This is a genomic window from Yoonia sp., assembly GCF_965660735.1.
Lineage (GTDB): Bacteria > Pseudomonadota > Alphaproteobacteria > Rhodobacterales > Rhodobacteraceae > Yoonia.
Map to the genome: position 1 here is coordinate 1 of NZ_CBFIBD010000041.1, position 25,249 is coordinate 25,249.

Annotated in this window: 22 protein-coding genes and 1 pseudogene; 12 read left to right on the forward strand and 11 right to left on the reverse strand. The window is 59.2% G+C overall.

What is annotated here, in order from left to right:
- The 3 genes and pseudogenes from ACTG4B_RS13075 to gabT all read right to left on the reverse strand — a co-directional run.
- Positions 1-750, reverse strand: a pseudogene (locus ACTG4B_RS13075) (C4-dicarboxylate ABC transporter); the annotation flags it as partial.
- Positions 751-854: 104 nt separating this feature from the next.
- A complete protein-coding gene (locus tag ACTG4B_RS13080) occupies positions 855-1,811 on the reverse strand; it encodes a TAXI family TRAP transporter solute-binding subunit (protein ID WP_439156144.1) in 957 nt (318 codons plus the stop codon).
- 327 nt (positions 1,812-2,138) lie between these two features.
- The gene (gene gabT, locus ACTG4B_RS13085) at positions 2,139-3,524 is read right to left on the reverse strand and encodes a 4-aminobutyrate--2-oxoglutarate transaminase (RefSeq protein ID WP_439156145.1); all 1,386 of its coding nucleotides are present in this window, start codon (positions 3,522-3,524) and stop codon (positions 2,139-2,141) included.
- Positions 3,525-3,732: 208 nt separating this feature from the next.
- Here gabT and ACTG4B_RS13090 point away from each other — a divergent pair, with 208 nt between their 5' ends.
- The 4 genes from ACTG4B_RS13090 (at position 3,733) to ACTG4B_RS13105 (ending at position 7,408) form a co-directional block, all read left to right on the forward strand.
- The gene (locus tag ACTG4B_RS13090) at positions 3,733-4,287 is read left to right on the forward strand and encodes a cupin domain-containing protein (protein ID WP_439156146.1); all 555 of its coding nucleotides are present in this window, start codon (positions 3,733-3,735) and stop codon (positions 4,285-4,287) included.
- 87 nt (positions 4,288-4,374) lie between these two features.
- Positions 4,375-4,839 carry a MarR family winged helix-turn-helix transcriptional regulator gene (locus ACTG4B_RS13095; protein ID WP_439156147.1) on the forward strand — a complete coding sequence of 155 codons (465 nt, stop codon included), beginning with the start codon at positions 4,375-4,377 and terminating at the stop codon, positions 4,837-4,839.
- Positions 4,836-5,603, forward strand: a complete 768-nt coding sequence (locus tag ACTG4B_RS13100; RefSeq protein ID WP_439156148.1) for an SDR family NAD(P)-dependent oxidoreductase — start codon at positions 4,836-4,838, stop codon at positions 5,601-5,603. Before ACTG4B_RS13095 ends, ACTG4B_RS13100 begins: the two co-directional genes overlap by 4 nt.
- 11 nt (positions 5,604-5,614) lie before the next feature.
- Positions 5,615-7,408, forward strand: a complete 1,794-nt coding sequence (locus ACTG4B_RS13105) for a feruloyl-CoA synthase (protein WP_439156149.1) — start codon at positions 5,615-5,617, stop codon at positions 7,406-7,408.
- A gap of 2 nt (positions 7,409-7,410) precedes the next feature.
- On the opposite strand, the gene ACTG4B_RS13110 is transcribed toward ACTG4B_RS13105, so the two are convergent.
- From ACTG4B_RS13110 to ACTG4B_RS13125, 4 genes are all read right to left on the reverse strand, one after another.
- The gene (locus ACTG4B_RS13110) at positions 7,411-8,745 is read right to left on the reverse strand and encodes a TRAP transporter large permease (RefSeq protein WP_439156150.1); all 1,335 of its coding nucleotides are present in this window, start codon (positions 8,743-8,745) and stop codon (positions 7,411-7,413) included.
- Positions 8,742-9,269, reverse strand: a complete 528-nt coding sequence (locus tag ACTG4B_RS13115; RefSeq protein WP_439156151.1) for a TRAP transporter small permease — start codon at positions 9,267-9,269, stop codon at positions 8,742-8,744. Before ACTG4B_RS13115 ends, ACTG4B_RS13110 begins: the two co-directional genes overlap by 4 nt.
- Positions 9,270-9,319: 50 nt before the next feature.
- The gene (locus ACTG4B_RS13120) at positions 9,320-10,357 is read right to left on the reverse strand and encodes a TRAP transporter substrate-binding protein (protein WP_439156152.1); all 1,038 of its coding nucleotides are present in this window, start codon (positions 10,355-10,357) and stop codon (positions 9,320-9,322) included.
- Between the two features lie 92 nt (positions 10,358-10,449).
- Positions 10,450-11,238, reverse strand: a complete 789-nt coding sequence (locus ACTG4B_RS13125) for a crotonase/enoyl-CoA hydratase family protein (protein WP_439156153.1) — start codon at positions 11,236-11,238, stop codon at positions 10,450-10,452.
- A 107-nt stretch (positions 11,239-11,345) separates the two neighbouring features.
- Between ACTG4B_RS13125 and ACTG4B_RS13130 the strand changes: the two genes are divergently transcribed.
- Together ACTG4B_RS13130 and ACTG4B_RS13135 are read left to right on the forward strand one after the other, a co-directional pair.
- Entirely contained in the window at positions 11,346-12,236 is an 891-nt protein-coding gene (locus ACTG4B_RS13130) for an amidohydrolase family protein (RefSeq protein WP_439156154.1), read from the forward strand.
- Between the two features lie 96 nt (positions 12,237-12,332).
- The gene (locus tag ACTG4B_RS13135) at positions 12,333-14,735 is read left to right on the forward strand and encodes a methyl-accepting chemotaxis protein (protein ID WP_439156155.1); all 2,403 of its coding nucleotides are present in this window, start codon (positions 12,333-12,335) and stop codon (positions 14,733-14,735) included.
- Positions 14,736-15,469: 734 nt separating this feature from the next.
- Here the strand turns inward: ACTG4B_RS13135 and ACTG4B_RS13140 are convergent.
- The 4 genes from ACTG4B_RS13140 to miaA all read right to left on the reverse strand — a co-directional run bounded on the left by ACTG4B_RS13140 (position 15,470) and on the right by miaA (position 19,856).
- A complete protein-coding gene (locus ACTG4B_RS13140) occupies positions 15,470-15,976 on the reverse strand; it encodes a single-stranded DNA-binding protein (RefSeq protein WP_439156156.1) in 507 nt (168 codons plus the stop codon).
- Positions 15,977-16,238: 262 nt separating this feature from the next.
- A complete protein-coding gene (locus ACTG4B_RS13145) occupies positions 16,239-17,900 on the reverse strand; it encodes an ABC transporter substrate-binding protein (RefSeq protein ID WP_439156157.1) in 1,662 nt (553 codons plus the stop codon).
- 181 nt (positions 17,901-18,081) lie between these two features.
- Entirely contained in the window at positions 18,082-18,900 is an 819-nt protein-coding gene (locus tag ACTG4B_RS13150) for a helix-turn-helix domain-containing protein (protein WP_439156158.1), read from the reverse strand.
- Positions 18,901-18,953: 53 nt separating this feature from the next.
- The gene (gene miaA, locus ACTG4B_RS13155; protein WP_439156159.1) at positions 18,954-19,856 is read right to left on the reverse strand and encodes a tRNA (adenosine(37)-N6)-dimethylallyltransferase MiaA; all 903 of its coding nucleotides are present in this window, start codon (positions 19,854-19,856) and stop codon (positions 18,954-18,956) included.
- A 105-nt stretch (positions 19,857-19,961) separates the two neighbouring features.
- Here miaA and pyrH point away from each other — a divergent pair, with 105 nt between their 5' ends.
- From pyrH to rseP, 6 genes are all read left to right on the forward strand, one after another.
- Entirely contained in the window at positions 19,962-20,681 is a 720-nt protein-coding gene (gene pyrH, locus ACTG4B_RS13160; protein WP_439156160.1) for a UMP kinase, read from the forward strand.
- Between the two features lie 104 nt (positions 20,682-20,785).
- Positions 20,786-21,349, forward strand: coding sequence for a ribosome recycling factor (gene frr, locus ACTG4B_RS13165; RefSeq protein ID WP_439156161.1), 564 nt, complete (start codon positions 20,786-20,788; stop codon positions 21,347-21,349).
- A 37-nt stretch (positions 21,350-21,386) separates the two neighbouring features.
- Positions 21,387-22,112, forward strand: a complete 726-nt coding sequence (locus tag ACTG4B_RS13170; protein ID WP_439156162.1) for an isoprenyl transferase — start codon at positions 21,387-21,389, stop codon at positions 22,110-22,112.
- A gap of 2 nt (positions 22,113-22,114) precedes the next feature.
- Complete coding sequence (locus tag ACTG4B_RS13175; protein ID WP_439156163.1) at positions 22,115-22,918, forward strand: phosphatidate cytidylyltransferase; 804 nt, start codon at positions 22,115-22,117, stop codon at positions 22,916-22,918.
- Positions 22,915-24,084 carry a 1-deoxy-D-xylulose-5-phosphate reductoisomerase gene (gene dxr, locus ACTG4B_RS13180; RefSeq protein ID WP_439156164.1) on the forward strand — a complete coding sequence of 390 codons (1,170 nt, stop codon included), beginning with the start codon at positions 22,915-22,917 and terminating at the stop codon, positions 24,082-24,084. Before ACTG4B_RS13175 ends, dxr begins: the two co-directional genes overlap by 4 nt.
- A 13-nt stretch (positions 24,085-24,097) precedes the next feature.
- On the forward strand, positions 24,098-25,249 hold a 1,152-nt coding region (rseP, locus tag ACTG4B_RS13185), incomplete at its 3' end, for an RIP metalloprotease RseP (RefSeq protein WP_439156165.1).

Sequence of the window (25,249 nt, forward strand, 5' to 3'; positions counted from 1 at the left end):
GATCCACTGGTGGTTCACGATTTCGGACAGGTTGTTGCCCTTGTGGGCGATGATGCTGGGCATGATCGGGCCCAGAACAGTATAGACCAGAAACACCGTGGCCACGATCATCAGCGCGGGGCCAAGCGCGCGGCGCGTTGCCTCCAGCAGCAGCATGATGCCGATCACGGCGACCACGAAATCCTGCATGATCGGCGCGCCGACCCTGCCAGAAATGTCGCGGTAATAGACGTAAAGATAGAGGGCTGCGCCGGCGCCAATCGCGGCAAGCGCCCATTCCCAGACCGGAATGCGATGCTTGGGCGATCCCAGGACGATGGCGGCGATAATGACAAGCGCAACAAGCGGAATCCACCAGGTTGCGGTGCCTTCCTTTGCGCTGGTCATGAACAGATAGGCCAGAATGACCGGCACGGCGATGCCCAGACCCAGCTGGAACCTGGTGCGCGATGCCGGAAAGGCGGCAAAGGCCAGGAAAATTGCAAAAGCAAGATGGATAGAGCGGGCTTCGGTGTCATTGAATACGCCAAATCCGATCATGAAGGGAATTGGCGAGGCGATCCAGAGTTGAAACAGTGACCATGCAAGGGCCACGCATGTCATGAAGAGGCCGACCGGGCCAAAATTGCCGCGTCCGCCCGTGTCAGAGGATGCAACCAGTGCGTCCAGTTCTTCCTGACTTAGCCCGCCACGTCCTGCAGCTGCGTTTTCAACTGCAGCGGCCTGCGTCTGATTTGGATCATCTGTCATGTCATCCCCCTGCGGCCTGTTTTCAGGCTCGTCGTCTTATGGTTCTTGTCCGGTGTGGCGGCGGTTGTCCGCCACACCGGTCGTCATAAGTCAGGCGCGAGGCCTTACATCCAGCCGCGTTCCTTGTAGTAGCGCGCTGCACCGGGGTGCAGTGGCGCCGACAGACCGGCTTCGATCATTTCTTCTTCGCTCAGGTTCTCGAATGCAGGGTGCAGGCGCTTGAAGCGGTCGAAATTGTCGAACACAGCCTTGACCACCTGATAAACAACCTCGTCATCGACATCGGCAGATGTCACAAACGTGGCTTTCACACCAAATGTGGCGACATCATCGGGCGAGCCTTCGTACATACCGCCGGGAATTGATGCGGCGGCATAATAGGGGTTTTCGGCAATCAGCTTGTCAATTTCGGGACCGGTCACAGGCACCAGCACCGCATCGACCACGGACACTGCTTCCTGGATGGAGCCGTTGGGGTGGCCCACGGTGTAGATAATCGCATCAACCTTGTTGTCGCCCAGTGCAGCGGCCTGTTCGGCGGGCTTCAACTCGGACGCCAGCGCAAAGTCATCCATCGTCCAGCCCAGTGCATCCATCACGACCTGCATCGTCGCGTATTGACCGGAACCGGGGTTGCCGATGTTGACCCGCTTGCCCTTGAGGTCAGCAAAGCTGGTGATTCCGGCGTCAGCGCGGGCGATGACGGTGAAGGGTTCACCATGCACCGAAAACACAGCGCGTTCCTTTTCGAACTGGTTGCCTTCGAATTCGGATGTGCCGTTGTAGGCGTGGTATTGCCAGTCGGACTGGGCCACGCCCATGTCCATGTCACCAGCCATGATCGCGTTGATGTTGGCGATGGACCCGCCGGTCGAGGGGGCGGTGCAGCGCAGGTTATGTTCAGCGGTGCCACGATTGACAAGCCGGCAGATCGACTGCCCTACGACAAAGTAAACGCCTGTCTGGCCGCCCGTCCCAATGGTGATGAACTGTTCCTGCGCGGTGGATGCAGTCCCCGCCAGCATGGCCCCTGCAAATGCAAGATGTTTGAGTATTTTCATGATTTCTTCCTCTCTGAGATGTAAAAGGTGCCTCTTTTGAAGAGGTGCTGTTTTCTTTACGCCCAGCGATATTTGCGGGTCATTTGCGGCATTTTCAGCAGATATCGCTATCGCCAGTGTTCGTCGCCGCATCCCCTGTCAAAGACTGAACTGTGTCTTAACCCTGTGCAACCTTTTTGTGACAAAAATGCTAGCCGCGTTTATTATTTTAAGCAAACTGATTGTTTTTACGGCTGTAGTGGGGGGCTTTCGCTCCTGAAAAGACTGGGCTTTGCAGGTTTGAAAAGGCAAAATGCATTGCCTTTTCAAATTTTTAATCGGCGCTATTCAACCGCGCAGCTCGACGATCGCTGCTGCCAGTGCTTCTTCAAAGATGGCAAGGCCTTCGTCGATGATCGCGTCCGATGCGGTCAGGGGCACCATGATCCGCAGGGCATTGCCATGCATCCCGCAAGCCAGCAGGATCAGTCCGCGCTTGAGCGCGTGCGCAACGACAGCTTTGGTCAGCGCCGCATCGGGGGCGGCGGTTTCGAAATCAGTCACGAATTCCACCGCCAGCATCGCGCCAAGGCCGCGGATGTCCCACATCCGGTAGGGCGCGACCCGTGCGCCGATATCGGCAAAGGCCGCGCGGAAATGGGCCCCCATTGCCGTCGAACGCGCCAGAAGACCCTCGGTTTCAATGGCTTCGATCGCGGCAAGGGCTGCCGCGCAGGCAACGGGATTGCCGCCATAGGTTCCGCCCAGACCGCCGGGAATCACCGCGTCCATCACCTCGGCGCGGCCAATGACGCCAGCGATGGGATAACCGCCTGCCATGGATTTCGCGACTGTGATCAAGTCAGGCACAACGCCGGAATGTTCGATCGCGAACCATGTGCCGGTGCGTCCGAAACCCGCCTGAATTTCGTCGGCAATCAGCATGATCCCGTGTTCATCGCAAATCTCGCGCAGGGCCTGCATCATTTCGAAGGGAACCGGTGTATAGCCGCCTTCACCCAGAACCGGTTCAATGATGATGGCGGCAATGCGTTCGGGCTGCGCATCGGTCAGGAACAGATTTTGCAGGCCGGTCAGCGCATCCTGCACCGTGATCCCGTCGCGCACTGATGGGAATGGCGCGCGGAAGATATCGGACGGGAAAGGGCCCACGTCCTTTTTATACGGTGAAATCTTGCCTGTCATGCCCAGCGTCAGCAACGTACGGCCATGATACCCACCGGTAAAGGCGATCACACCGGGGCGGCCGGTGGCTGCGCGCGCAATCTTCACCGCGTTTTCAACGGCCTCGGCGCCGGTTGTGACCAGCAGCGATTTCTTGGCGTGATCACCGGGGGCCAGCGCGTTCAGCTTTTCAGCCAGCGCGACGTAAGGTTCATACGGGACGACCTGAAAGCTGGTGTGGGTATAGTGGTCTTCCTGCGCCTTGGCGGCGGCCACGACGGCCGGGTGGCGGTGACCGGTGTTCAGCACGGCAATACCGCCCGCGAAATCAATGTAGCGGTTGCCTTCCACATCCCACAATTCGGCGTTTTCGGCCTTATGCGCAAAGATCGGGGCGGCCGACGCGACACCACGGGCAACAGCCGCTTCGCGGCGCGCGATCAGGCCCGCGTTGGTTTTGTCCGCCGGCGTATAGTCGGGGACGATGGCGATCGTGGGCTTGCGCTTGGCCGCGGATTTTCGGGCGGGTTTCTTATCGGTCTGGGCCATCAGGCGTAATCCTTGTGCAAGAGAAGCAGAGCGCCTGTCAAAGGGCGGCGTTTAAAATCCTGATCACATGTTTAATGAACCTGTCAATACGGATTATGACCCTGCAATATTAAGTTGATCCCACCCCGGAGCCGGTGCAGTTTGGCGCAGCACATGGCGTGTATGATCGCCTTGCATCATTTTGTTTCACGACAAGGAAAAAAACCGGGTGGATATCGGCAAAAAGCTGCAAGAGGTGCGCAAGGCAAAGGGTTTGTCGCAGCGTGAACTGGCCGCGCGCGCCGGACTGACTAATGGCACCATTTCTCTGATCGAACAGAACAAGACCAGCCCGTCGGTCGCATCGCTCAAGAGTTTGCTCGATGCCATTCCCATGAGCATCGCGGAGTTTTTCACGACCATCGAAGACGCCAGCGCGCCCAAATATTTCTATCGTCCGGATGAGTTCACCGAAATTGCCCCCCAGGCCAGCCTGGGAGGTGTATCACTGCGCCAGCTGGGCAATGCCACGTCCCACATGTTGCAGTTGCTGGATGAAACATATCCTGTCGGGTCGGATACCGGCCCCGAACTGCTGAGCCATACGGGCGAGGAAGCGGGGATCGTGATCGAAGGCCGGATCGAAATCACCGTCGGGGATCAGGTGCGCTTGCTTGGTCCGGGCGAGGGGTATCTGTTCGACAGCCGCCTGCCGCATCGTTTCCGCAACCCCGGCGATCTGCCCTGCAAGGTCATCAGCGCCTGCACCCCGCCGACGTTCTAGCGGCTTTGCTGGTGGCGGCAGGTCGGATATTCGCGTGCCCCTGCAAGGTGATAGACTTGCCTGTGTCGATGAGTTAATTGTTATGCAATGAAACAAAAATCCAAGACCCCCATGCCGCCCTCCTTGTTGGAGTCACTGGTTGGCTACAATCTGAAACGGGCCTATGTCATCATCGAGAATGATTTCCGGGCGACGTTGTCGGAGTTTGCCATGTCACCGCGCGTCTTTTCGGCGCTTACGCTGATCGCGCAGGTGCCAAATCTGACACAAAGCGATCTGTCGCGCAGGCTGGGTATCGAACGGTCGGGGCTGGTGGCGATCGTGGATGAACTGGAAGGCAACGGCTATGTGCGCCGCGTGCCGGTCCCGCGTGATCGCCGGGTGCAGGCATTGTGTCCGACGCCGGATGGCCTGACGCTTTACCGCGAAGCCGTCCGATTGGTCCGCGCCCATGAAGATCGTGTGCTGACGATGCTAGGGACCGAGGAGCGGGCGCAGCTTATCGGGTTGTTGCAAAAAATTCGCCAATGTGAACAAGGAGATACCGCATGAACATCTGGGCGGGCAGCACGGCTGTCGTCACCGGCGGTGCATCGGGTCTGGGGGCCGCGACAGCGGCCGCACTGGCCGGGGCTGGACTGAAGGTCGCGATCTTTGATCTCAATGCCGAAACCGGACAGGCCCATGCGGCTGGTCTTGACGGCATGTTCCAGACGGTTGATGTCGCCGATCCGGTAAGCGTTGCTGCCGGGCTTGATGCTGTGACCAAAACGATGGGCGCACCACGGATATTGGTGAATTGCGCCGGCATCGGGCCTGCGGCCAAGACCGTATCGCGCGGTGCGGCGCATGATCCGGCGATGTTTGCAAAAACCATCGGGATCAACCTGATCGGCAGTTTCAACTGCGCCAGCCAGGCGGCCGCGCTGATGGTTGCGGCTGATCCGCTTGGTCCGGACGGCGCGCGCGGGGTCATTATCAACACGGCTTCTGTTGCGGCTTATGACGGGCAGATCGGGCAGGTGGCCTATGCCGCATCCAAAGGCGGGATCGTAGGCATGACCCTGCCAATGGCGCGCGATCTGGCCGACAAGGGGATCCGTGTCTGCACCATCGCGCCGGGCCTGTTCCTGACGCCGCTGCTGGAAGGCCTGCCAGAGGATGTTCAGGCATCGTTGGGGGCGCAGGTGCCATTTCCGTCACGGCTGGGGCAGCCTGCGGAATACGCCAGTCTCGTGTGTCATATCGTCGACAACCCGATGCTGAATGGCGAAGTGATCCGCCTTGACGGTGCCATTCGTATGGCGCCGCGTTAAGGGACGGGATCATGCAGGACAGGGCCGCGCCCACATCGGATACAGATAATTTCTGGCAGCCGGAATTTGCCTATGACCGCCGCGCCGATGGCAGCATCCTGATGCGCCAGGTCGACGAGTTGGAGACCCACAGCAAGATTCTGGCCGATTATCTGGATCACTGGGCCGATGTCGCGCCAGACCGGACATGGATGGCGCGCCGCGGTGCTGATGGTAATTGGCTGCGCGTGTCCTATGAACAAGCTCGCCGCGATGCCCGCGCCATTGGTGCAGGGCTGTTGGCAATGGGCCTTGGCCCGGACCGCCCGCTGTTGATCCTGTCGGAAAATAGTCTTGAGCACGCGCTGCTGGGGCTGGCGGCGGCCTATGTGGGCGTGCCTTTTGCGCCGGTGTCGCCGGCCTATGCGCTGGTGTCACAGGATTTCGGGAAAATCTGCGATATCGCGGAGACGTTACAGCCGGGGGCCATTTTCGCCGATGACGGACAGGCCTTTGCCCCCGCATTATCCGCGATTTCAAAGGCGGGCAGGGTTGTGATCAGTTGCCGTAATGCGGCCGCAGGGGATGTGCTGTTCGATGAGCTGCGGTCCGGCAATCCGGATACTGCCATTGCTGCGCGGGCCGGTCTGACACCGGATGTCGTGCTGAAATATCTGTTCACGTCAGGGTCCACCGGAACGCCAAAGGCGGTGATCAACACCAATGCAATGATCTGCACCAGTCAGGCGATGATCCGCGACTGTTATCGTTTTCTGACATACGAACCACCCGTGGTGCTGGATTGGGCCCCTTGGAACCACACCGCCGCCGGCAACAAGGTCTGTTATCTGGCGCTGACCAATGGCGGCACATATTTTATCGACGACGGTCGCCCTGTGCCGGGCAAATTCGATGAAACCCTGCGCAACCTGCGCGAGATTTCCTGCACGTGGTATTTCAACGTGCCCGTCGGTTACGACATGCTGGTCGACGCGCTGGAAACAGATGCGGTGCTGGCGCAGACCTTCTTTGCCGATCTGGGGATGTTGTTTTACGCCGGCGCGGGCATGGCGCAGCATACATGGGACCGGCTGTCGGCTATCGGGCGCGATGTGACGGGGCATGATGTAGTGCTGGCCACCGGGCTGGGTGCGACAGAGACGGCTCCTTTTGCGCTGGCCTGCACCGAGATTCAGACACAGGCGGGCAACGTGGGGGTGCCTGCACGTGGGCTGACGCTGAAACTGGTGCCGCAGGCAGGCAAGCTGGAGGCCCGTCTAAAGGGGGCGACGATCACGCCCGGCTATCTTGGCGATCCGGTAAAAACTGCCGAGGCCTTTGACAAAGAAGGTTTTTATTGCCTCGGCGACGCGCTGCGTCCGGCGGACCCGGATGATTTGTCAAAGGGATTTTTCTTTGACGGGCGTCTGGCCGAGAATTTCAAGCTGACCACCGGGACATGGGTGGCCGTGGGTGCTGTGCGTGCGGCGCTTGTCGATGCGTTTGGCGGGCTGATCCGTGATGCGGTCATCGTGGGCGAGGATCGTGCCGAACTGGGGGCGCTGCTGTGGCTGTCGGACGCGACCGAACGGTTGGACCCGCAGACGCGTGCGGCAAAATTGCAGGCTGCGCTGACATCTGCGGCACAGGCCGCGACGGGGTCGGCCTCTCGGGTGCGGCGGGCCATCGTGATGGATGATCCCCCGCAGTTCGCGCGCGGCGAGGCGACGGAAAAAGGGTCATTGAACCAGCGGGCGCTGCGGGCCAATCGCGCGCCGCTGATCGCCGCACTTTATGACGGGGCGAGCGGGGTCATCACGGCCTAGGATCAGCCTGCAAAGCCGTCAATGAACCAGACCAGCGATAGCGTGATCGCAGGAAACGCCGCCAGCACAATCACCCGGACCACATCGGTCAGCACAAAGGGCAGGGCGCCCTTGTATGTCTGCCCGATCGGCGTGTCCCTGGCCATGGAATTGATGATGAACAGGTTCATCCCTACGGGTGGCGTGATCAGCCCGACCTCGACCACGATCAGCACGAGGATACCGAACCACAGGCCGAAATCCGCAGCACTCATCCCGAAGTCGAGCACGGACACGATGGGAAAGATGATCGGCACGGTCAGCAGCACCATCGACAGCGAATCCATGATGCAGCCAAAGATCAGATACATGACCAAGACGGCCGTCAGCACCAGCCACGGTGAAAAGCCCTGATCGCCGACCCAGACGGACGCCGCCTGCGGCAGTTGCGTCAGCGCCAGAAAATTGTTGTAGATGCCCGCGCCAAGGATGATCAGGAAAATCATCGCGGTAGATGCGGCGGTGGCAAGGATCGCCTGCGTCAGCCGGGTCCAGTTCATTTGCCCTGACAGCAGGCTGACCAGCCCGGTCCCCGCTGCGCCGACGGCCGCGGCCTCGGTCGGGGTGAAAACACCCAGATAGATGCCGCCGACCACCACCAGAAAGATCGTGATCACGGGCCAGACTGCGGCCAGCGCGCGTATTCTGTCGGGCCATGGCACAGGGTCACGCACCGCCGCGGCATTGGGCGACACGCGCACCCAGATCGAAATGGCGACGATATAGCCGATCGCGGCAAGGATCCCGGGGATCAGCGCGGCGATGAAGAGTTTCTCGATGTTCTGTTCGGCCAGAATGGCATAAATCACAAGGATCACCGACGGCGGGATCAGGATACCCAAGGTGCCCCCTGCGGCCAGCGCGCCGGTGGCCAGCGACCCCGGATAGCCATAGCGGCGCAATTCGGGCAGGGCGACCTGGCCCATGGTGGCCGCCGTCGCCAGCGACGACCCGCAGATCGCACCAAAGCCCGCACAGGCCCCGACGGCAGACATTGCAACACCGCCTCGCTTGTGGCCCAGAAAACTTTCGGCCGCGCGAAACAGAGCGGCCGACATCCCCGACAGCGTGGCAAACTGGCCCATCAGCAGAAAAAGCGGGATGATCGAAAAGGAATAGTTCGAAAATGTCCCATAGGTCAGTGTTTTCAACTGGTTCAGGGTCATCATCGTGGTTCCGGTCACCAGATAGGCCCCGCCAACCCCCACAAGGATCATCGCCAGCGCAATCGGCAGCCGGATAAAGATCAGAACCAGCAGAACCGGAAACGACCACAGCGCAAGTTCGAAATTCGTCATGAGATGTCCTTGGCGGGGGCAAACCCGGTCAGTACGCGCACCGACCGCAGCACGCAGAATGCCGCAACCAGCGCAAAGGCGACCGCGCCGATCAGGCTGGCAAGATAGCCCTGCCAGACGGGAAGTTGCGCGATCAGCGTGGTTTCGCCATAGCGCAGCTTGTCCAGCATCCCCAGATACAGCCGCCACGCCCCGACGCTGGCGATCGCAAACATGCCCAGGTCGATCACCACGTTCAGCAAGTGGTTCAGACGGTCGCCAAAGGCTGGCTTGAACAGATCGACAGCGGCATGGGCGTTGCGGATCTGACACCATGGCAGGAACGCGAACACGGCGGCTGCGATCCCGATTTCGGTAATGTCATAAATCCCCTTGATCGGCCCCAGCCCAAGGCCCAGCGGCAACAGCGCGCGCCCGACGATCGATGCGACGGTCAGGCCGATGACGGCCAAAAGGATCAACCCGCCGATGATCGCCATCGTGCGCGCGATGCCTTCAGCGATCCAGGAAAGCAGTGCATACATATATCAGTTCCGCTTCAGGCAGGGGCACCCGTGGGTGCCCCGCCAATTCATCAGGTCGACTTTTCGGCAATCAACGATTTCGCCCGGTCGATCAGGGCCTGTCCGTCGATCCCCTTGGTTTCCATTTCGGCCACCCAGCGTGCGACGACCGGCTGTGAGGCCTCTTTCCAGCGCGCGACCTCGGCTTCGTCCAGCTGGACGATATTGTTGCCTGCGGCAACCGCGATGTCGCGACCGGGTTTGTCGTATTCATACATGACCTGCGCGGCAAAACCCGACAGTTTTGCCCCCGCTTCGGCGTCAAGGATCGCGCGCAGATCGTCTGGCAGGGCCTCGTATTTGGCCTTGTTCATCACCAGTACGATGGTCGCCGTATAAAGCGCCTCTTCACCGCTGAATTCCGCATGGTTGCTGACCAGTTCCGTCAAACGGATCGACGGCGTGACCTCCCACGGGATGACGGTGCCGTTGACGACACCTTTCGACAGGGCCTCGGGGATCGCGGGCAGGGGCATGCCGACGGGGGTTGCCCCCAGTTCCGACAGCAGATCGTTGATCACGCGGGTCGGGCCGCGCATTGTGCGGCCTGCCATATCTTCCAGTTTGGTCATCGGGGTTTCGGTGTGGATCACCCCCGGCCCATGCACCCAAGCGCCCAGCACCTTGACGTCGCTGAATTCATTGTTCTGGAAATCCGTTTCCATCATTTCCCAGAATGCCAGCGACGTGGCCACCGGGTCGGTCATCATGAAGGGCAGTTCGAAAACTTCGCTGCGCGGGAAACGCCCCGGCGTATACCCGACCAGTGTCATGGTCATGTCCACAACGCCGTCGCGGGCCTGATCAAGCAGTTCCGGCGGACGCCCGCCCAGTGCCATGGCATCGAAATGTTGCACTCCAAGACGGCCACCTGAAACCTCTGCCAGCCGCTCACCCCATGGTTTCAGGATATGCGCAGGCACTGTGGCAACCGGTGGCAGAAACTGGTGTAGCCGCAATGAAACCTCTTGCGCGGCAGCCGCCCCCGGCAATGATCCCGCAACAATGGCGGCTGGCGCCACCGATAGCATGAAAGTCCTTCTGTCCATCTTCTCTCTCCCGTTAGATGTCCCTTGTCGATCACCCGACCATGGCTCCCCCCGTGGTCCGTGTGATCTGTGTGATCGTCGCATTCTAAGTGCTAGTCATTCCGAAAGTCAGGCTCTCTTTTTTCCAGAAATGCGCGCAGGCCTTCGGCCGCACCTTTGGTTGTCTGCGACATGGCGGCGGCCATGCTTTCGGTAAAAAGCCCGTCGGCGCGCGACATGTCGCCGATCCGGGCAATGGCATGAATCATCAGATAATTCGAAAACGGCGCGTTGTCGGCAATCTTGCGCGCCAGTTTCAGCGCGCGCGGCAGGGCCGCATCAGTTTCAACGCTATAATGCGCCAAACCCAGCGCCAACCCTTCGTCCGCATTGTAACGGCGCCCTGTCAGCATCATCTCACGCATCCGGTCCGCACCGATGATCCGCCCGACACGCACAGTGCCGCCACCGCCCACAAAGATGCCGCGCCGCCCTTCGGGCAGTTGAAACCGGACCGAGGGTTCGGCAATGCGCACATGCGTCGCGGCTGCAATCTCCAGCCCGCCACCGATCACCGACCCGGTCAAGGCCGACACAACGGGCAGCCCGCCATATTCGATATTGTCGGCAACCCGATGCCAGTTGCGAGAATGGTAAACGGTTTCTTCGGGCGTCCTGTGCCGATGCTCGGACAGATCAAGGCCGGAACAGAAATGCCCGCCTTCGCCCGTCAGCACAACGGCGCGCACCCCTTGCGGGGGATTGGTGAAAAACGCGTCAAGTTCTGCGACCAAGGCATCGTTCATCGCGTTCCGCTTTTCGGGGCGGTTAAAGCGGATGACGGCAATATCGTCGGCAATTTCGACCCGTGTTGCGGGCGCGCGCTGGCTGTCGTCGGGCACGTGAACTCTCCGTTCGGGATGTCCTGAAAAGTGTTCTATCCTATAACCGTTCTAGTGCATAGCGTTTTTCTGTGCTAGCGATGTGTTGTGATAAAGGAGATCGGATCATGGTGGATTTTGCAGCGGTGCGGGCGATTGATTTTCACACCCACGCAGAGGAACCCTGCTGTGGTCCGCGCGATGACGGGTATGATGAATTTCAGGCCGGCATGGCCGCCTATTTCAAGAACCCCGCAGGCGCCAGCGGGATGCTGCCCACCGTCAACGACACCGCCGCCTATTACCGCGAACGCAATATTGCCGCTGTGATCTTTCCCGTCGATGCAGAACGTGAAACCGGCTTCCGGCGCTATTCGAACGAGGAAGTCGCGCAGGTTTGCGCCGAAAACGATGATATTCTGATCCCCTTTGCCTCGGTTGATCCGCACAAGGGCCGCGCCGGCGCGCGTGAGGTGCGCCGCCTGGTGCGCGATTTCGGCGTGCGCGGGTTCAAGTTTCATCCGACAATGCAGGGGTTTTTTCCCAATGACCGGGACGCGTGTTATACCGTACTCGAGGCTTGCGCCGAAGAAGGGGTGATTACACTGTTTCATACCGGGCAGACCGGGGTTGGTTCGGGGATGCGCGGCGGCATGGGAATGCGGCTGAAATATTCCAACCCGATGTATCTTGATGACGTGGCCGTCGATTTTCCCGACATGCCCATCGTCCTGGCGCATCCGTCATTTCCCTGGACCGACGAAGGGCTTTCCGTCGCGCAGCACAAACCCAATGTTTACTATGACATGTCAGGGTGGTCGCCCAAATACTTTCCCGACATTTTCATCCGCTACGCCAATTCGATTCTGAAGAAAAAGATGCTCTTTGGCTCTGATTGGCCCGCAATTACACCTGATCGCTGGCTTGCGGATTTTGCAGATGCGCCGTTCAAGGATGAAGTGCGGCCGTTGATCCTCAAGGAAAATGCGCTGCGGCTACTCGGGGACACCGGAACTTGACAGGCTGATCCGGCTGGTGTGCGGCGCTTAAGCTGATTTTAATCCCTTTGGCGCAAACAAGGGCAGACCCGCTGTGTTCCTGCTCAAGAGGCGCCCATGAAATTCCTGCCGTCCATTCGTATCGCAACGAAATTACCAGTCATCATCGTGGCGCTGTGTCTGGCTGTTTCCACTGCAATTGCCGTTTTGGGATACTTCGATTTTCGAAAAACCGTCGTCGCGCAAACGCAAGAAACCTATCAGATCGTCACGGAAGAACGGCGCGCTGCGTTGCAGGCATGGTTTGACAGGGTGGGAGAGGATGTTCTCAGTCTGGGCGCGGACCCAACCGTGGCCGAGGCGATTACCGGCCTGAATAACGTCTACGGGATCATGATGGACGATCCGACCGCCTATTTACAACGTGTTTATATTGATGAAAATCCCAGCCCGATTGGGCAGAAAGACGCATTTGACCAAGCGCCGGACGCCGTCCCATATAATTTTCGGCACGCCGAGGTGCACCCTTATTTTCGCAATATCAAGGACGCACGCGGCTTCTACGATGTTTTCCTGTTCAATATGGACGGTGACCTGATCTACTCTGTCTATAAAGAGACAGACTTTGCGACAAACTTTAATGACGGCCCGTACCGCAGCACGGGTCTGGGCCGGGCCATGCGTCGGGCCTATGATGCAGCGCAGGGCGATATCATATTCGAGGACTATGCACCCTATGCGCCCAGCGGTGATGCTCATGCGTCCTTCCTCGCCGCGCCGGTCTTTACGGAAGCGGGACAAATGGTTGGCGTGGTTGCCGTTCAACTGCCGCCGGAACCGATTGCAAACATCATCAACAACCCTACGGGCCTTGGGGATACAGGCGAACTATATGTGATTGGTGCTGATCTGACATCGCGTAATGCGTCGCGCTTTGCCGGGCGACACGGATTTTTTGACCCGATGCCACTTTTACCCCAGGTGATGGCCGCCCGTGATGCACAGCCGATGTTTCATGCAGACATCCCCGGTATTCAAGGCGAAAGGGTCGTTTCAAAATCACTGTCCCTTGATGTTTTTGATACCCGCTGGGGACTTGTCGGCGAGATCGATCTTTCGGAAGTGATGGAACCCGTGGTGGATATCCGCAACAGAATGATCATCATCAGCCTGATTGGCGCGGTCATTGCAGGGGTTCTGGGATGCCTGACCGCGCGCTCCGTACTGGCACCGTTGAAACGATTGGGGCAGGGAATGCAAGCAATCGCGGCGGGCCAATATGATACCAACATCGCAGACACCGACCGGCAGGATGAAATTGGGGACCTTGCCGGTATCCTCCTCGCCTTTCGCGATCAGTTGGGTAGTGCCAGAAAGGCACGCGAAGAAAGCCATGCCCAGCAGCAGGAACAGACCCGCGTGGTCGAACGGCTGAGTGCGGCGCTCAAGGCATTGGCAGACGGCAACCTGACGACAACAATCAATACCCCCTTTTCCCCGCAATATGATACGCTTCGCCTTGACTATAACCGAAGTATTGAAACCCTGAACAAGACCGTCGGATCGGTGGTGGCCTGCGCACATGGTATCCGGCAAAGGGCCGAAGAAATGAGCAGGTCATCCGATGAATTGTCGCAGCGCACAGAGAACCAGGCCGCAACGCTGGAACAGACCGCTGCGGCATTGGACGGATTGACGGCGAGTGTCAAATCTGCCGCCTCTGGTGCCCGCGAGGTGGAGACAATCGTTTCTGAAGCACGGTCTGACGCGGACGAAAGCGCACCGGTGGTTCGCAATGCCGTGGCTGCGATGACGGAAATCGAAAAATCCTCTATAGAAATTTCGCAGATCATTGCAGTGATTGATGACATAGCGTTTCAAACGAATCTTCTGGCGTTGAATGCAGGTGTCGAGGCTGCGCGTGCGGGCGATGCGGGACGCGGGTTCGCGGTTGTCGCATCGGAAGTGCGGGCATTGGCGCAGCGGTCGTCGGATGCGGCCAAACAGATCAAGGATTTGATTGGCGGCAGCGCACAGCAGGTCGAGAAAGGTGTCTGCCTTGTTGACAAGGCGGGCGCAGTGCTGACACGGATCGTTGAGCGTATCGCCCATATCTCCACGCTGATGGGGGAAATTGCATCAGGCGCGGAAGAACAATCCATCGGCCTCGGCGAAATCAATATTGGCGTAACCCAGTTGGATAAAGTCACCCAGCAGAATTCGGCAATGGTAGATGAAGCAACTGCCGGGAATCATGCGTTGACCCGGGATGCACGGGCACTCGCGGACATTGTTGTCAAGTTTCAGCTGATGGCTACGACCGATAGCGCGGTTCCGTCACCAGTCACGACGTCGCGCGGCACTGTCGGTGAGAACGTCATGGTCTTTAATTCTCCACGTGCGAAAAATGCAAGGGTCGGTGTCAGAGCGATTGCCAAGGAACCTCAAACCGCGCTGCGCCGAACTGGAACCGCTGTCTCAGCGGTGCAGCAAGATGATCGCCTCTGGGAGGATTTTTAGACCGGCCAAAGCCGTTTGATCAGCCAAAGCCTTTGCGGCGAAAAAACAAGTCGTCGCAGGCAATTTGTGTCGCCACGGGTTGACTGGATGATCATTGCTCAAAACCTTTAGGATTTTTTCAAGAGTGGTCATGGACGACTAAACGGCGTCTTTCTTTTCCTGCGGCGCCCCAACGCCAATTGCGTTGTGCAGCCGCGTGGTGCGGCTTTCACTGTATTGCAGGGTATTCGCTATAGTGCAGTGGCAGCTTCGGCCAGCCTGCGATCACGATCCAACGGCATGCCGACCGCGCCGAAAATAGCCGCCAGAGGACAAGACTGGCCCGGAATTCAGCCTTGGGTCAATATGTCGAAAATCGGTTGGCCGGCAATGTGACCGGACTTGACGGTGGTATCACGCCGGGGGCAGATGCCATCTGGACGAAACGGCGGTCTGTTCTGCGACAGCATCGAAGATGAGCGACAGTCTGGTCACTTGGGCCAGTTGCCCGCCACCCGTCGTTGAATTATCCTTCCGACCCCTTGATTCGTTTCAGCCCGCAGTTTTTTAGTTTTGTGTGTTCAGGGCCATGGAACGGGTCCGCGCCTCTTGAAAGGTCCGCTCCCGGTTGGACACGGCTGGCACAACTGCGAGATGCAATCGCCAAACCCATAATCTCGTCTATCCGCTACACCGACCGGTTGCACGGGGCAGGACCGGCCGGCCCGTGTCAGAGCCCTGATCGATGTCGTTTATCAGAACGGAATTTCATCGTCCATATCGCTGGATCCGCCACCACCACCAGAGGATGACCCGCCGCCGTAACCGCCGCCGCTGTCATATCCGCCGCCACCTGAGTAGCCACCGCTGCTGCTTCCGCCGCCGTAATTGCCGCCGCCACCACTGTCGCTGCGCCCATCCAGCATGGTCAGCGTGCCGCCCAGACCCTGCAAAACGACCTCTGTTGAATAGCGGTCCTGACCGGATTGGTCCTGCCATTTTCGGGTCTGCAACTTGCCTTCGATGTAGACCTTGGACCCTTTTTTCAGATATTGTTCGGCAACGCGCACCAATCCTTCGGAAAAGATCGCCACCGAATGCCATTCGGTTTTTTCGCGCCGCTCACCGGTGTTCTTGTCTTTCCAGGTTTCTGACGTGGCAATCCGCAGGTTGCACACCTTGCCACCGTTCTGGAAATTACGGACCTCGGGATCGGCCCCGAGATTGCCGATAAGAATGACTTTGTTAACTGAACCGGCCATATTGCACCTTCGAATCTGATTTGCGTGTCGCGTTAACCTACCTTTGTCAGCGCAGAGTTAACAGACGGTTGACGCCAATCGCATTACCGATCTGCCACATTGTGCCATGTCAGACTTTCAGGCAACGCCCCGCGAGGACCATCGCGGTAGGCGGCGCAATTTAAACAGCCCCCAAAACCCCGTCGCCGGGCATGTCGGAGTGTTGGTTTGATCCACCCGGGCGCAAGAAAGGGTGCATCCATGTTGCCGCGGGCCGGGCTTGTCATGCAGCAAAGCCAAAATCATACAGACGCGGCAGATAGGCGATGTTCATCTCGCCTCCGACGACACCGGGCTTGACGTGGCGATAAAGCGAGCGCCAGTAAGGCTGCAATATTACCCCTTCGTCGCGCATGATGCTCTGCAATCTGGCCATCACGACGCGGCGCGCGTCGGCGTCTGCGATTGCGTTGGCCTTGGCCAGAAGCGCATCGAATTCGGGATTTGCAAAGCCGGCCTCGTTCCACGCCTCTCCAGACCGATAGGCCAGTGCAAGCACCTGTGTGCCAAGGGGGCGGTGGTTCCAGTCGGTGGACGAAAACGGGTATGTCGTCCAGTTTTCCCGATATGTGCTTGCGGGAACGATTGTGCGTTTAACCTTGAAACCGGCATCAAGCAGCAGTGCCGCGACGGCGTCAGTCGTGTTGCGCCGCCAGTCATCGTCGACCGAGATGATCTCCATCTCGAAACTGGCCATTCCGGCCGCAGTCAGCAGGGCAAGTGCGGCTTCGGGATCGATCTGGATCGCCGGCACATCCGCCCATTCAGGATGCATCGGCCCGACGTGCTGGTTGCGGGCAGGGATTCCGCGATTGGCATAGCCGAGTTCAAGGCAGACGGCAGGATCGACGGCCATGGCGATCGCCAGGCGCACACGCACATCCGCATAGGGGCGCATGCCGTCTACTTCAGCCAATTGGTTGGGCCGGATGACGATCGTGGAGCCAGAGGCGACCTCGGATTTCTGCCAGCCCAGAACGTCAAGGGTATCGACAAAATCGCCGACGGTCTCATAGATCACATCGACCGCGTCATTGGCGGCGGCGGCGGCCCAATCGGCCGGGTCCGTGCCGTAGTCGATGAATTCGAACCGGTCGATATGGGCACCCTTGCCAGCGGCATACCCCCACCATGCATGTCCTTCGTTGCGGTTCAGCGACCCGCGAACCCCGACCTCATACGTATCGGGGACATAGGGCCCGGTGCCCTTGGGATTGGCCAGCATGTTTTCGGGGTCGAAATCCATCGGCACGATCTGCGCGGGATAATCCGCCATCCCCGCGATGAGCGTGATATCGGGCACAGGCAATTTCAGCAGGACGGTGTGATCGTCGGCAACTGTGATTGCGCCGTCGATGGCCTTGTCTGTGTCAGGGTCAATCAACGTGGCGAAACGGCCCGCCATCGAATTGCCTTTTACAGATTTATCGCACCAGCCGGTGATATTTCGGGCCACATCGGCGGCGGTAAAGGGGGTGCCGTCATTCCATGTTACGCCCTTGCGCAGGTTCAGCGCATATTCAGTTGCGTTGTCATTGGCAGACCAGCTTTCCAGCAGCAGCGGCGCAAATGTGCCGTCATTGTTGTATTCAACCAGATATTCCAGCCAGCCGCTGGTGTAGTACGCGATCTGCGGCCAATCGAATGCCCGCGGATCCTTGAGTGCGCGCACCGCTATCTGCATACGCAGGGTGCCGCCTTGTTGGGCATGGCCGGCTGCCCTGGCTGGGGCATTCAGACCCAAAAGGCCATATGCGGCGCTTGCGGTCAGTCCAAGGCTGGTGACGCGCGTCAGGAATTCACGCCGGTTCAGTTGACCGTCCTTGACCTCGGCGGCATACATCAATGCGGCTGGGTGCAATGCATCTGGTCTTGCTGGCGTCATTCTTACGTTTCCCCGTGGCACGATGTTTGTCAGTCGAAAATGCAATGTCCTATTCAGGCCGGGTGCAGACCCTTGGCACCAGTCGGCACAATTTCTGTCCTGAGGTCAACCATGGCATTTGGCAACCATGCGGCCCGCCCGACATGTCCCTGTGCGGCGTCCGGGGTGGGTTTTGCGTGCGCTATCTGCGCGGCGATGTGCCGGTATGGCGGCGAAAATCCGACGGTCGCTGGCCGGCGCGCGCCTGAAAACTGCGGGTGAAATAGGCGGCTGAATGAAAACCCAGTGCTTTCGCGATATCCTGAACCGGGCGGGCCGTGTCGCGCAACAGTGTGCATGCTTCAAAGTGGATACGGTCATTCAGCAGGGCCAATGCTGACTTGCCGCAGGTTTCCTTGCAGCAGCGGGCCAGATGCGTTGGGGTGACACCCAATGCCTCTGCGTAATCTGCAACACCGTGATCCAAATGAAAATCGCGGGCTATCAACGCCGTATATCGCGCCACAAGACGGGCCGCCGCCGTGCCACGACGGGCATCGGTTGCTTCGGGCGGCGCTGTGTTCAACTGTCGTTCCACGAAAATGCCAAGCAGTCCCAGGTGACACTGCGCTGCCCGCAGATCGCCCGACGGTTTGAGTTCGCGTTCAATCGCGTCCATCATGCCCTGCAATTCCTTTTGCGCATAGACGTCACGCAATCGCAAATGAAACGGTGCATCGGCCCAGCTGCTGCCACGCGGAAGGGTCAGGATCTGGGCAAAGACGGTTGTGCCCACCTCTATTCCATAGATTGTCTGCGCCGGAATATAGATCAGGTTGTTGGGGCCATAGCCACTGGTCAGCCCGGCGACTGTGATCCGGCCCTGTCCCTTGGTGACATGGATCACGCGGGGGCAATCATGGCTGCGCATCGCTTCGGTCCGCCAACGTGCCGTCGGACCGGCGTAGGTCAGCTGCGCCAGCGCCAGTGTTGACGGCCTGTCATCTATCATGGTTGTCATCAGCCTGCCTTATTGTTTGTTTTGGACAAGTCTCTGAAAAAACGCGTTTGCAATCAATCTGCTGGGGTTTCTGCGAATCGGAGTGTTGCGGAAATATCATCGCTGGCGATATCCATTTGCTGCCAACCCCGATGCCGTGCGCGGAACCATGTCCGCTGCCGTTTGGCATACTGACGCGATGCGATGATTGCCGCATCGCGCGCCTTTGGCAATGTCATATCGCCATGCAGATACGCGATCAATTCCGGGGCGCCGATGGCCTTTGATGACAGGTGCGTGGGGTTCCACCGGGGCAGAATCGCGCGCGCTTCGTCCAGTGCGCCGTGGTCCAGCATCAGGTCGAACCGCCGCGCAATCCGGGTGTTGAGCCACTCTGTGGGGGCGTTCAGGTTGATGCAGACGGCGTTTTCCACCGCCAACAGGGGCGGCGGCGTATTGTCCTGCCAATCGGCCAGGCTGCGCCCGGTGTTTTGCAGCACTTCCCAGGCGCGCTGGACACGCATGCGGTTCCGGATGTCGATCCGGCCCAGTGTTTCAGGATCAAGGTCAGACAAAAGACTATTCAATGGCAATGCGTTACCGCGCTGCCTTAATGTGTCCGGTGTTGCGGGAATATCGGCCAGCCCTTGGGTCAATGCGCCAAAGTTCAGCCCCGTGCCGCCGACGATGATGGGCCTTTGGGGGCCTGTCAGCCATGGTTTCACATCGCGCAGCCAGTGCCCCACGGAATACTCCGCATCCAGCGGGACATGCCCGTAAAGCGCGTGCTGTGCCTGCGCCAGATCGGCATCGTCGGGTCGTGCAGTCAGGATGCGCCATCCGGCAAACACTTGCAACGCGTCCGCATTCACGATCACGCCGCCCTGATGGCGGGCAATGTGCAGCGCAAGCGCGGATTTCCCCGAGGCCGTCGGCCCGGCGATCAGGACAGGGTCATGTGGCGTAATCGTGATCATCGCTTATATGTGTAGGCTGCGCCGATTATGGGCAAGCAGCCATTGAACCTGTCGGCGTTTTCGGACATTTTGCGCGCCAGACATCCAGCGCATCAGGGGACCGCAATGACCGAGAAAACGACCTATAAACGGGTGATGCTGAAAATCTCGGGCGAGGCGCTGATGGGTGATACGGCGTTTGGCTTGCATCCGCCCACCGTGCAGCGGATCGCCCGCGAAGTGAAATCAGTCCATGATTTGGGCGTCGAGATATGCATGGTGATTGGTGGCGGCAACATCTTTCGCGGATTGCAGGGCAGCGCACAGGGGATGGAACGCACCACCGCCGATTACATGGGGATGCTGGCGACGGTGATGAATGCGCTGGCGATGCAATCGGCACTGGAAGAACTGGGCATTCATACCCGTGTGATTTCCGCAATTACCATGAACGAAGTGGCCGAACCTTATATCCGCCGCCGCGCTGTCCGCCACCTAGAGAAAAAGCGCGTCTGCATTTTTGCTGCTGGCACTGGCAACCCTTATTTCACGACCGATACAGCGGCCACGCTGCGGGCGAACGAAATGAACTGCGAGGCGATTTTCAAGGGCACCAAAGTTGATGGCGTCTATGACAAGGATCCTGCAAAACACGCCGATGCGGTCCGCTATAGCGAAGTCACCTATGACGAGGTGTTGCAAAAGCATCTGGGCGTGATGGACGCAAGCGCGATCGCCCTGGCCCGCGACAATCACCTGCCGATCATCGTTTTTTCGCTGGATGAACCGGGCGGGTTCAAGGGCATACTGGCTGGTGACGGCACCTATACCGTCGTGCATGAATAGATCGCAGCCAAGAAACAAAGGGACGGCACACCCGGCTATACAACTGCCGGTGTTTGCCGTAAAACGACAAAAAGCCGGGCAAAGCCCGTTCGAGGAAGAGCAACATGTCAGAAGATTTTGAACTGGATACCGATGATCTGGCCCGCCGGATGGATGGCGCCATTGCCAACCTGCGCACCGAGTTGGCGTCGCTGCGCACGGGCCGTGCGTCCGGGTCCATGCTGGAACCGATCATGGTGGATGCTTACGGCGCGATGACCCCGATCAACCAGGTCGGCACGGTCAACGTGCCCGAACCCCGCATGGTGACGATCAATGTCTGGGACAAGGGCCTTGTCGGCAAGGTTGAAAAGGCCATCCGCGAAAGCGGGCTGGGCATCAACCCGCAGCTGAACGGCACCATCATCATGCTGCCGATCCCTGAGCTGAACGAGGAACGCCGCCGCGAACTGACCAAGGTCGCCGGCCATTATGCCGAAAGCGCGCGTGTCTCGATCCGCAACCTGCGTCGCGACGGGATGGACCAGATCAAGAAGGCCAAGGCCGACGGCATGTCCGAGGATGACCAGAAGTTCTGGGAATCCGCCGTACAGGACATTACAGATGCCCACATCAAGATGGTCGATGAAACGCTTGAAACCAAACAGGCGGAAATCATGCAGGTCTGACCTCCTGCACCGCGCCATGACATGAAAAGGGGCCGCAATGCCCAAGGACGCAAGAGCTACCTCCGGACCGGCGCATGTCGCAATCATCATGGATGGCAATGGCCGCTGGGCGCAAAAACGCGGCCGTCCGCGTCTGTTTGGCCATCATGCCGGCGCACGGCGCGTCCGCGAAATCGTCGAGGCGTGCCCCGATCTGGGTGTAAAGTATCTGACGATCTTTGCCTTTTCGACAGAAAACTGGAAGCGCACCCAGACCGAAGTGGCCGGACTGATGAGCCTGTTTCGCAAATACATCGAACGCGAAGCCAAGGCCCTGATCCAGAACGGTGTGCGTGTCCGCTTTATCGGGGACCGGATCCGGCTGGATGAAAAGCTGGTCACGCTGATGGACGAGCTGGAGTTGCTGACTGCCAGCAATGATCTGATCCACCTGACCATCGCCCTGAACTATGGCGGTCGGGATGAAGTCACGCGTGCGGCCAAGCGATTGGCCTTTGAGATTGAACAGGGTCGCTTGACCCATGACGAGGTGGATGCAGAAACGCTGTCACGCTTCCTTGATACGCATGTTCTGCCTGATCCTGATCTTGTGATCCGCACCAGCGGCGAGGCGCGCATTTCAAATTTCCTGCTGTGGCAGTCGGCCTATGCGGAATACGAATTCGTCGATACGCTCTGGCCAGATTTTACGCGCGCCGAATTTGCCCGCGTGCTGGCCAATTACGGCGGGCGTGAACGTCGCTTTGGGGCGGTTCCGGCCTGACGATGGCACCAGAGACGAAAACATCGACAAATTGGGATGACCTGACCGTCCGCATGGTATCCAGTGCCGCGATGACGATCGTTGGGGCGACCGGGGTCATTCTGGGTGGCGTCTGGTTTCAGATGTTGGCGGTTTTTGTCACCGCCGTGATGGTCTGGGAATTGTGGATGATGATCCGCCCCAAGGAACCGACCAGTGGCATGCTGATGGCGGCGTTGGTCGCGTCTATCATGTCGGGCGAAATCGCAAACGGGTCGCATTGGGGGCTGGCCTTGTTCCTGATCGTGCCGATCATCGGCGTCACGCGGTTGAAAACCGAGCGAAAGACTTTCTTTGCCTTTGCCCTTGGGATCCAGATTGCGGGCTGGGGGCTGGTGCATTTTCGGATGGAATACGGGTTTGTCTGGCTGATCTGGTTGATGCTGGTCGTGATCGTGACAGATATTTTCGGCTATTTCGCAGGCAAGGCCTTTGGCGGGCCGAAATTCTGGCCCAAGATCAGCCCAAAGAAAACCTGGAGCGGGACATTCGCCGGCTGGGTCGGGGCTGCTGTGGTCGGTTTTGTGTTTCATACGTTCACCGATGCAGGGTTCTGGATTATCATTGTGTCGATGGTCCTCAGCTTTGCGGGGCAGATGGGTGATATCGCTGAAAGTGCGCTGAAACGCCGGATGGGGGTCAAGGACAGTTCCACCCTGATCCCGGGGCACGGCGGGCTGTTCGACAGATTTGACGCGTTGTTGGGGGCTGCGCTGTTCATGCTGTTGTTGGCCGAGGTGTTCAATGTGCCCGGGGTCGCGTTTTGAGGCGTATCACGATTTTCGGGGCGACAGGTTCGGTGGGGCAAAGTGCGATTGACCTGATTGCCCGTAACCCGGGGGCCTATGACGTGGTGGCCCTGACCGGCGGGCGCAACATCACGCAACTTGCGACCGACGCGGTGCGATTGAACGCCGATATCGCCGTCACTTGCTATCCTGAATGTTATGATGATCTTCGGACACTGCTGACGGGAACCGGTGTCGCTTGTGCCGCCGGTGCCGATGCAATTGCCGAGGCCGCCGCCCGTCCGGTTGATTGGGCGCTGTCGGCGATTATCGGCTCTGCGGGGTTGGTGCCGGGGTTGGTGGCGCTGAAACATGGCACCAAACTGGCCTTGGCCAACAAGGAATCGCTGGTGACGGCGGGACCGCTCTTGATGAACACTGCTCGGGCGCACGGCGCGACCATTTTGCCGGTGGACAGCGAACATTCCGCCGTCTTTCAGGCGCTGGTCGGCGAGGATATGGCAGCGGTTGAACGCGTGATCATCACGGCCAGCGGCGGCGCCTTTCGGGATTGGCCGATTGAACGTCTGGCCAGTGCGACTCTGGCGCAGGCATCAAGCCACCCGAATTGGGACATGGGCCAGCGCATCACGATCGACAGCGCATCCATGTTTAACAAGGGTATGGAGCTGATTGAAACAAAAGAGTTTTTTGGCGTTGACCCTGCCATGATCGAGGTGTTGGTGCACCGCGAAAGCCTGATCCATGCCCTTGTCGGGTTCAATGACGGGGCGCTGATGGCCCATGTCGGCCCGCCGGATATGCGCCATGCGATCGGTTATGCGCTGCATTGGCCAGAGCGGCGGACCCTGCCGGTTGAACGGCTCGATCTTGCAAAAATCGGTGCGCTGACATTTGAAGCACCCGACCACGCCCGCTATCCCGCACTGGCCCTAGCACAGGACGTGATGCAGGCCGGGGGCCTGTCGGGGGCCGTGTTCAACGCTGCCAAGGAACGTGCGCTGGATGGATTCATCGCGGGCCGGATCGGATTTTTGGACATGTCACGTGTCGTTGCGATGACGCTGGACAAAATGTCATCTGCGGGTGGGCTGCAAAATGCGGATATGACCCTAGATAATGTCATGGAAACAGACAGGCTGGCCCGCATCCGCGCGGGCGAGGCCATAAGCCAGATGGGATAAGACTTTGGATCTGATGCAATTCGTACCGATGTTCGGGAACTTTGCCTTTACGATCGTGGCTTTCGTCGTCGCGCTGTCGGTGATCGTGGCGGTCCATGAATACGGACATTACATCGTCGGACGCTGGTGCGGCATCAAGGCAGAGGTGTTTTCGCTGGGGTTCGGCCCTGTGATCTGGTCAGGCACCGACAAACACGGCACGCAGTGGCAGGTCGCGGCCTTGCCACTGGGCGGTTATGTCAAGTTTCTGGGTGATGCAAATGCGGCCAGCGTCGGATCTGACGGGGCAGTGCCGGAACAGGACATGCGCCGCACCATGTTGGGCGCGCCGTTGTGGGCGCGGGTGGCGACTGTCGCGGCGGGGCCGATTTTCAACTTTGTGCTGGCGATCGCGATCTTTGCAGGCTCGCTGATGTATCAGGGCCGGTCGGTCGAGCCGCTGACATTTGGCGCGTTGCGCGATTTGCCGGCCAGCTATGCCACGGACCTGCGCGCCGGCGATGTGATGCTGGCCGTGGAAGGTGAGCCGTTTGACAGCGAAAATCTGGATCAAGAGGTGCCGCTGGACCGGCGGCTGGATTACACCGTCTTGCGCGACGGCACGGAAATTACCGTCGAAGGCCCTTATTTTCTGCCGCCCGTCGTATCCAGCGTGATCCCCCGGTCTGCGGCGGATGACGCCAACCTGCGGGCGGGCGACGTGATTACCGCCATTGACGGACAAGAGGTGTTCGCCTTTCGTCAGGTGGTCGAACATGTGAAAGCCGCCGAAGGCGCGCCACTGGACGTGCAGATCATGCGCGGGGATCGGATGCTTGATGTTGTGCTTGCACCGCGCGCGACAGATGAACCTGGGCCTGATGGCACGTTCGAGCGGCATTACCGGATCGGCATCACCGGTGGCGTCTTCTTTGAGCCGCAGACCGAATTCGTGGGGCCTGTTGCGGCGATCAAGGCAGGCGCACAAGGGCTGTGGACGACGCTGACAACATCGCTTTCAGCAATGAAACACATCATCTTCGGTCAGATTTCAACCTGCAACCTGTCCGGCCCTGTCGGGATCGCCGAAACAAGCGGGTCCATGGCCGCGCAAGGCACGCAAAGTTTCGTCTGGTTCATCGGGATGCTGTCGGCAGGTGTCGGGCTGATCAACCTGTTTCCGATC

Coding starts and splice junctions, on each gene's coding strand:
- ACTG4B_RS13080 (WP_439156144.1), bottom strand. CDS start 1,811: ATGAAAATACTCAAACATCTTGCATTTGCAGGGGCCATGCTGGCGGGG.
- gabT (WP_439156145.1), bottom strand. CDS start 3,524: ATGGCCCAGACCGATAAGAAACCCGCCCGAAAATCCGCGGCCAAGCGC.
- ACTG4B_RS13095 (WP_439156147.1), top strand. CDS start 4,375: ATGAAACAAAAATCCAAGACCCCCATGCCGCCCTCCTTGTTGGAGTCA.
- ACTG4B_RS13100 (WP_439156148.1), top strand. CDS start 4,836: ATGAACATCTGGGCGGGCAGCACGGCTGTCGTCACCGGCGGTGCATCG.
- ACTG4B_RS13105 (WP_439156149.1), top strand. CDS start 5,615: ATGCAGGACAGGGCCGCGCCCACATCGGATACAGATAATTTCTGGCAG.
- ACTG4B_RS13110 (WP_439156150.1), bottom strand. CDS start 8,745: ATGACGAATTTCGAACTTGCGCTGTGGTCGTTTCCGGTTCTGCTGGTT.
- ACTG4B_RS13115 (WP_439156151.1), bottom strand. CDS start 9,269: ATGTATGCACTGCTTTCCTGGATCGCTGAAGGCATCGCGCGCACGATG.
- ACTG4B_RS13120 (WP_439156152.1), bottom strand. CDS start 10,357: ATGGACAGAAGGACTTTCATGCTATCGGTGGCGCCAGCCGCCATTGTT.
- ACTG4B_RS13130 (WP_439156154.1), top strand. CDS start 11,346: ATGGTGGATTTTGCAGCGGTGCGGGCGATTGATTTTCACACCCACGCA.
- ACTG4B_RS13135 (WP_439156155.1), top strand. CDS start 12,333: ATGAAATTCCTGCCGTCCATTCGTATCGCAACGAAATTACCAGTCATC.
- ACTG4B_RS13140 (WP_439156156.1), bottom strand. CDS start 15,976: ATGGCCGGTTCAGTTAACAAAGTCATTCTTATCGGCAATCTCGGGGCC.
- ACTG4B_RS13145 (WP_439156157.1), bottom strand. CDS start 17,900: ATGACGCCAGCAAGACCAGATGCATTGCACCCAGCCGCATTGATGTAT.
- ACTG4B_RS13150 (WP_439156158.1), bottom strand. CDS start 18,900: ATGACAACCATGATAGATGACAGGCCGTCAACACTGGCGCTGGCGCAG.
- miaA (WP_439156159.1), bottom strand. CDS start 19,856: ATGATCACGATTACGCCACATGACCCTGTCCTGATCGCCGGGCCGACG.
- pyrH (WP_439156160.1), top strand. CDS start 19,962: ATGACCGAGAAAACGACCTATAAACGGGTGATGCTGAAAATCTCGGGC.
- frr (WP_439156161.1), top strand. CDS start 20,786: ATGTCAGAAGATTTTGAACTGGATACCGATGATCTGGCCCGCCGGATG.
- ACTG4B_RS13170 (WP_439156162.1), top strand. CDS start 21,387: ATGCCCAAGGACGCAAGAGCTACCTCCGGACCGGCGCATGTCGCAATC.
- ACTG4B_RS13175 (WP_439156163.1), top strand. CDS start 22,115: ATGGCACCAGAGACGAAAACATCGACAAATTGGGATGACCTGACCGTC.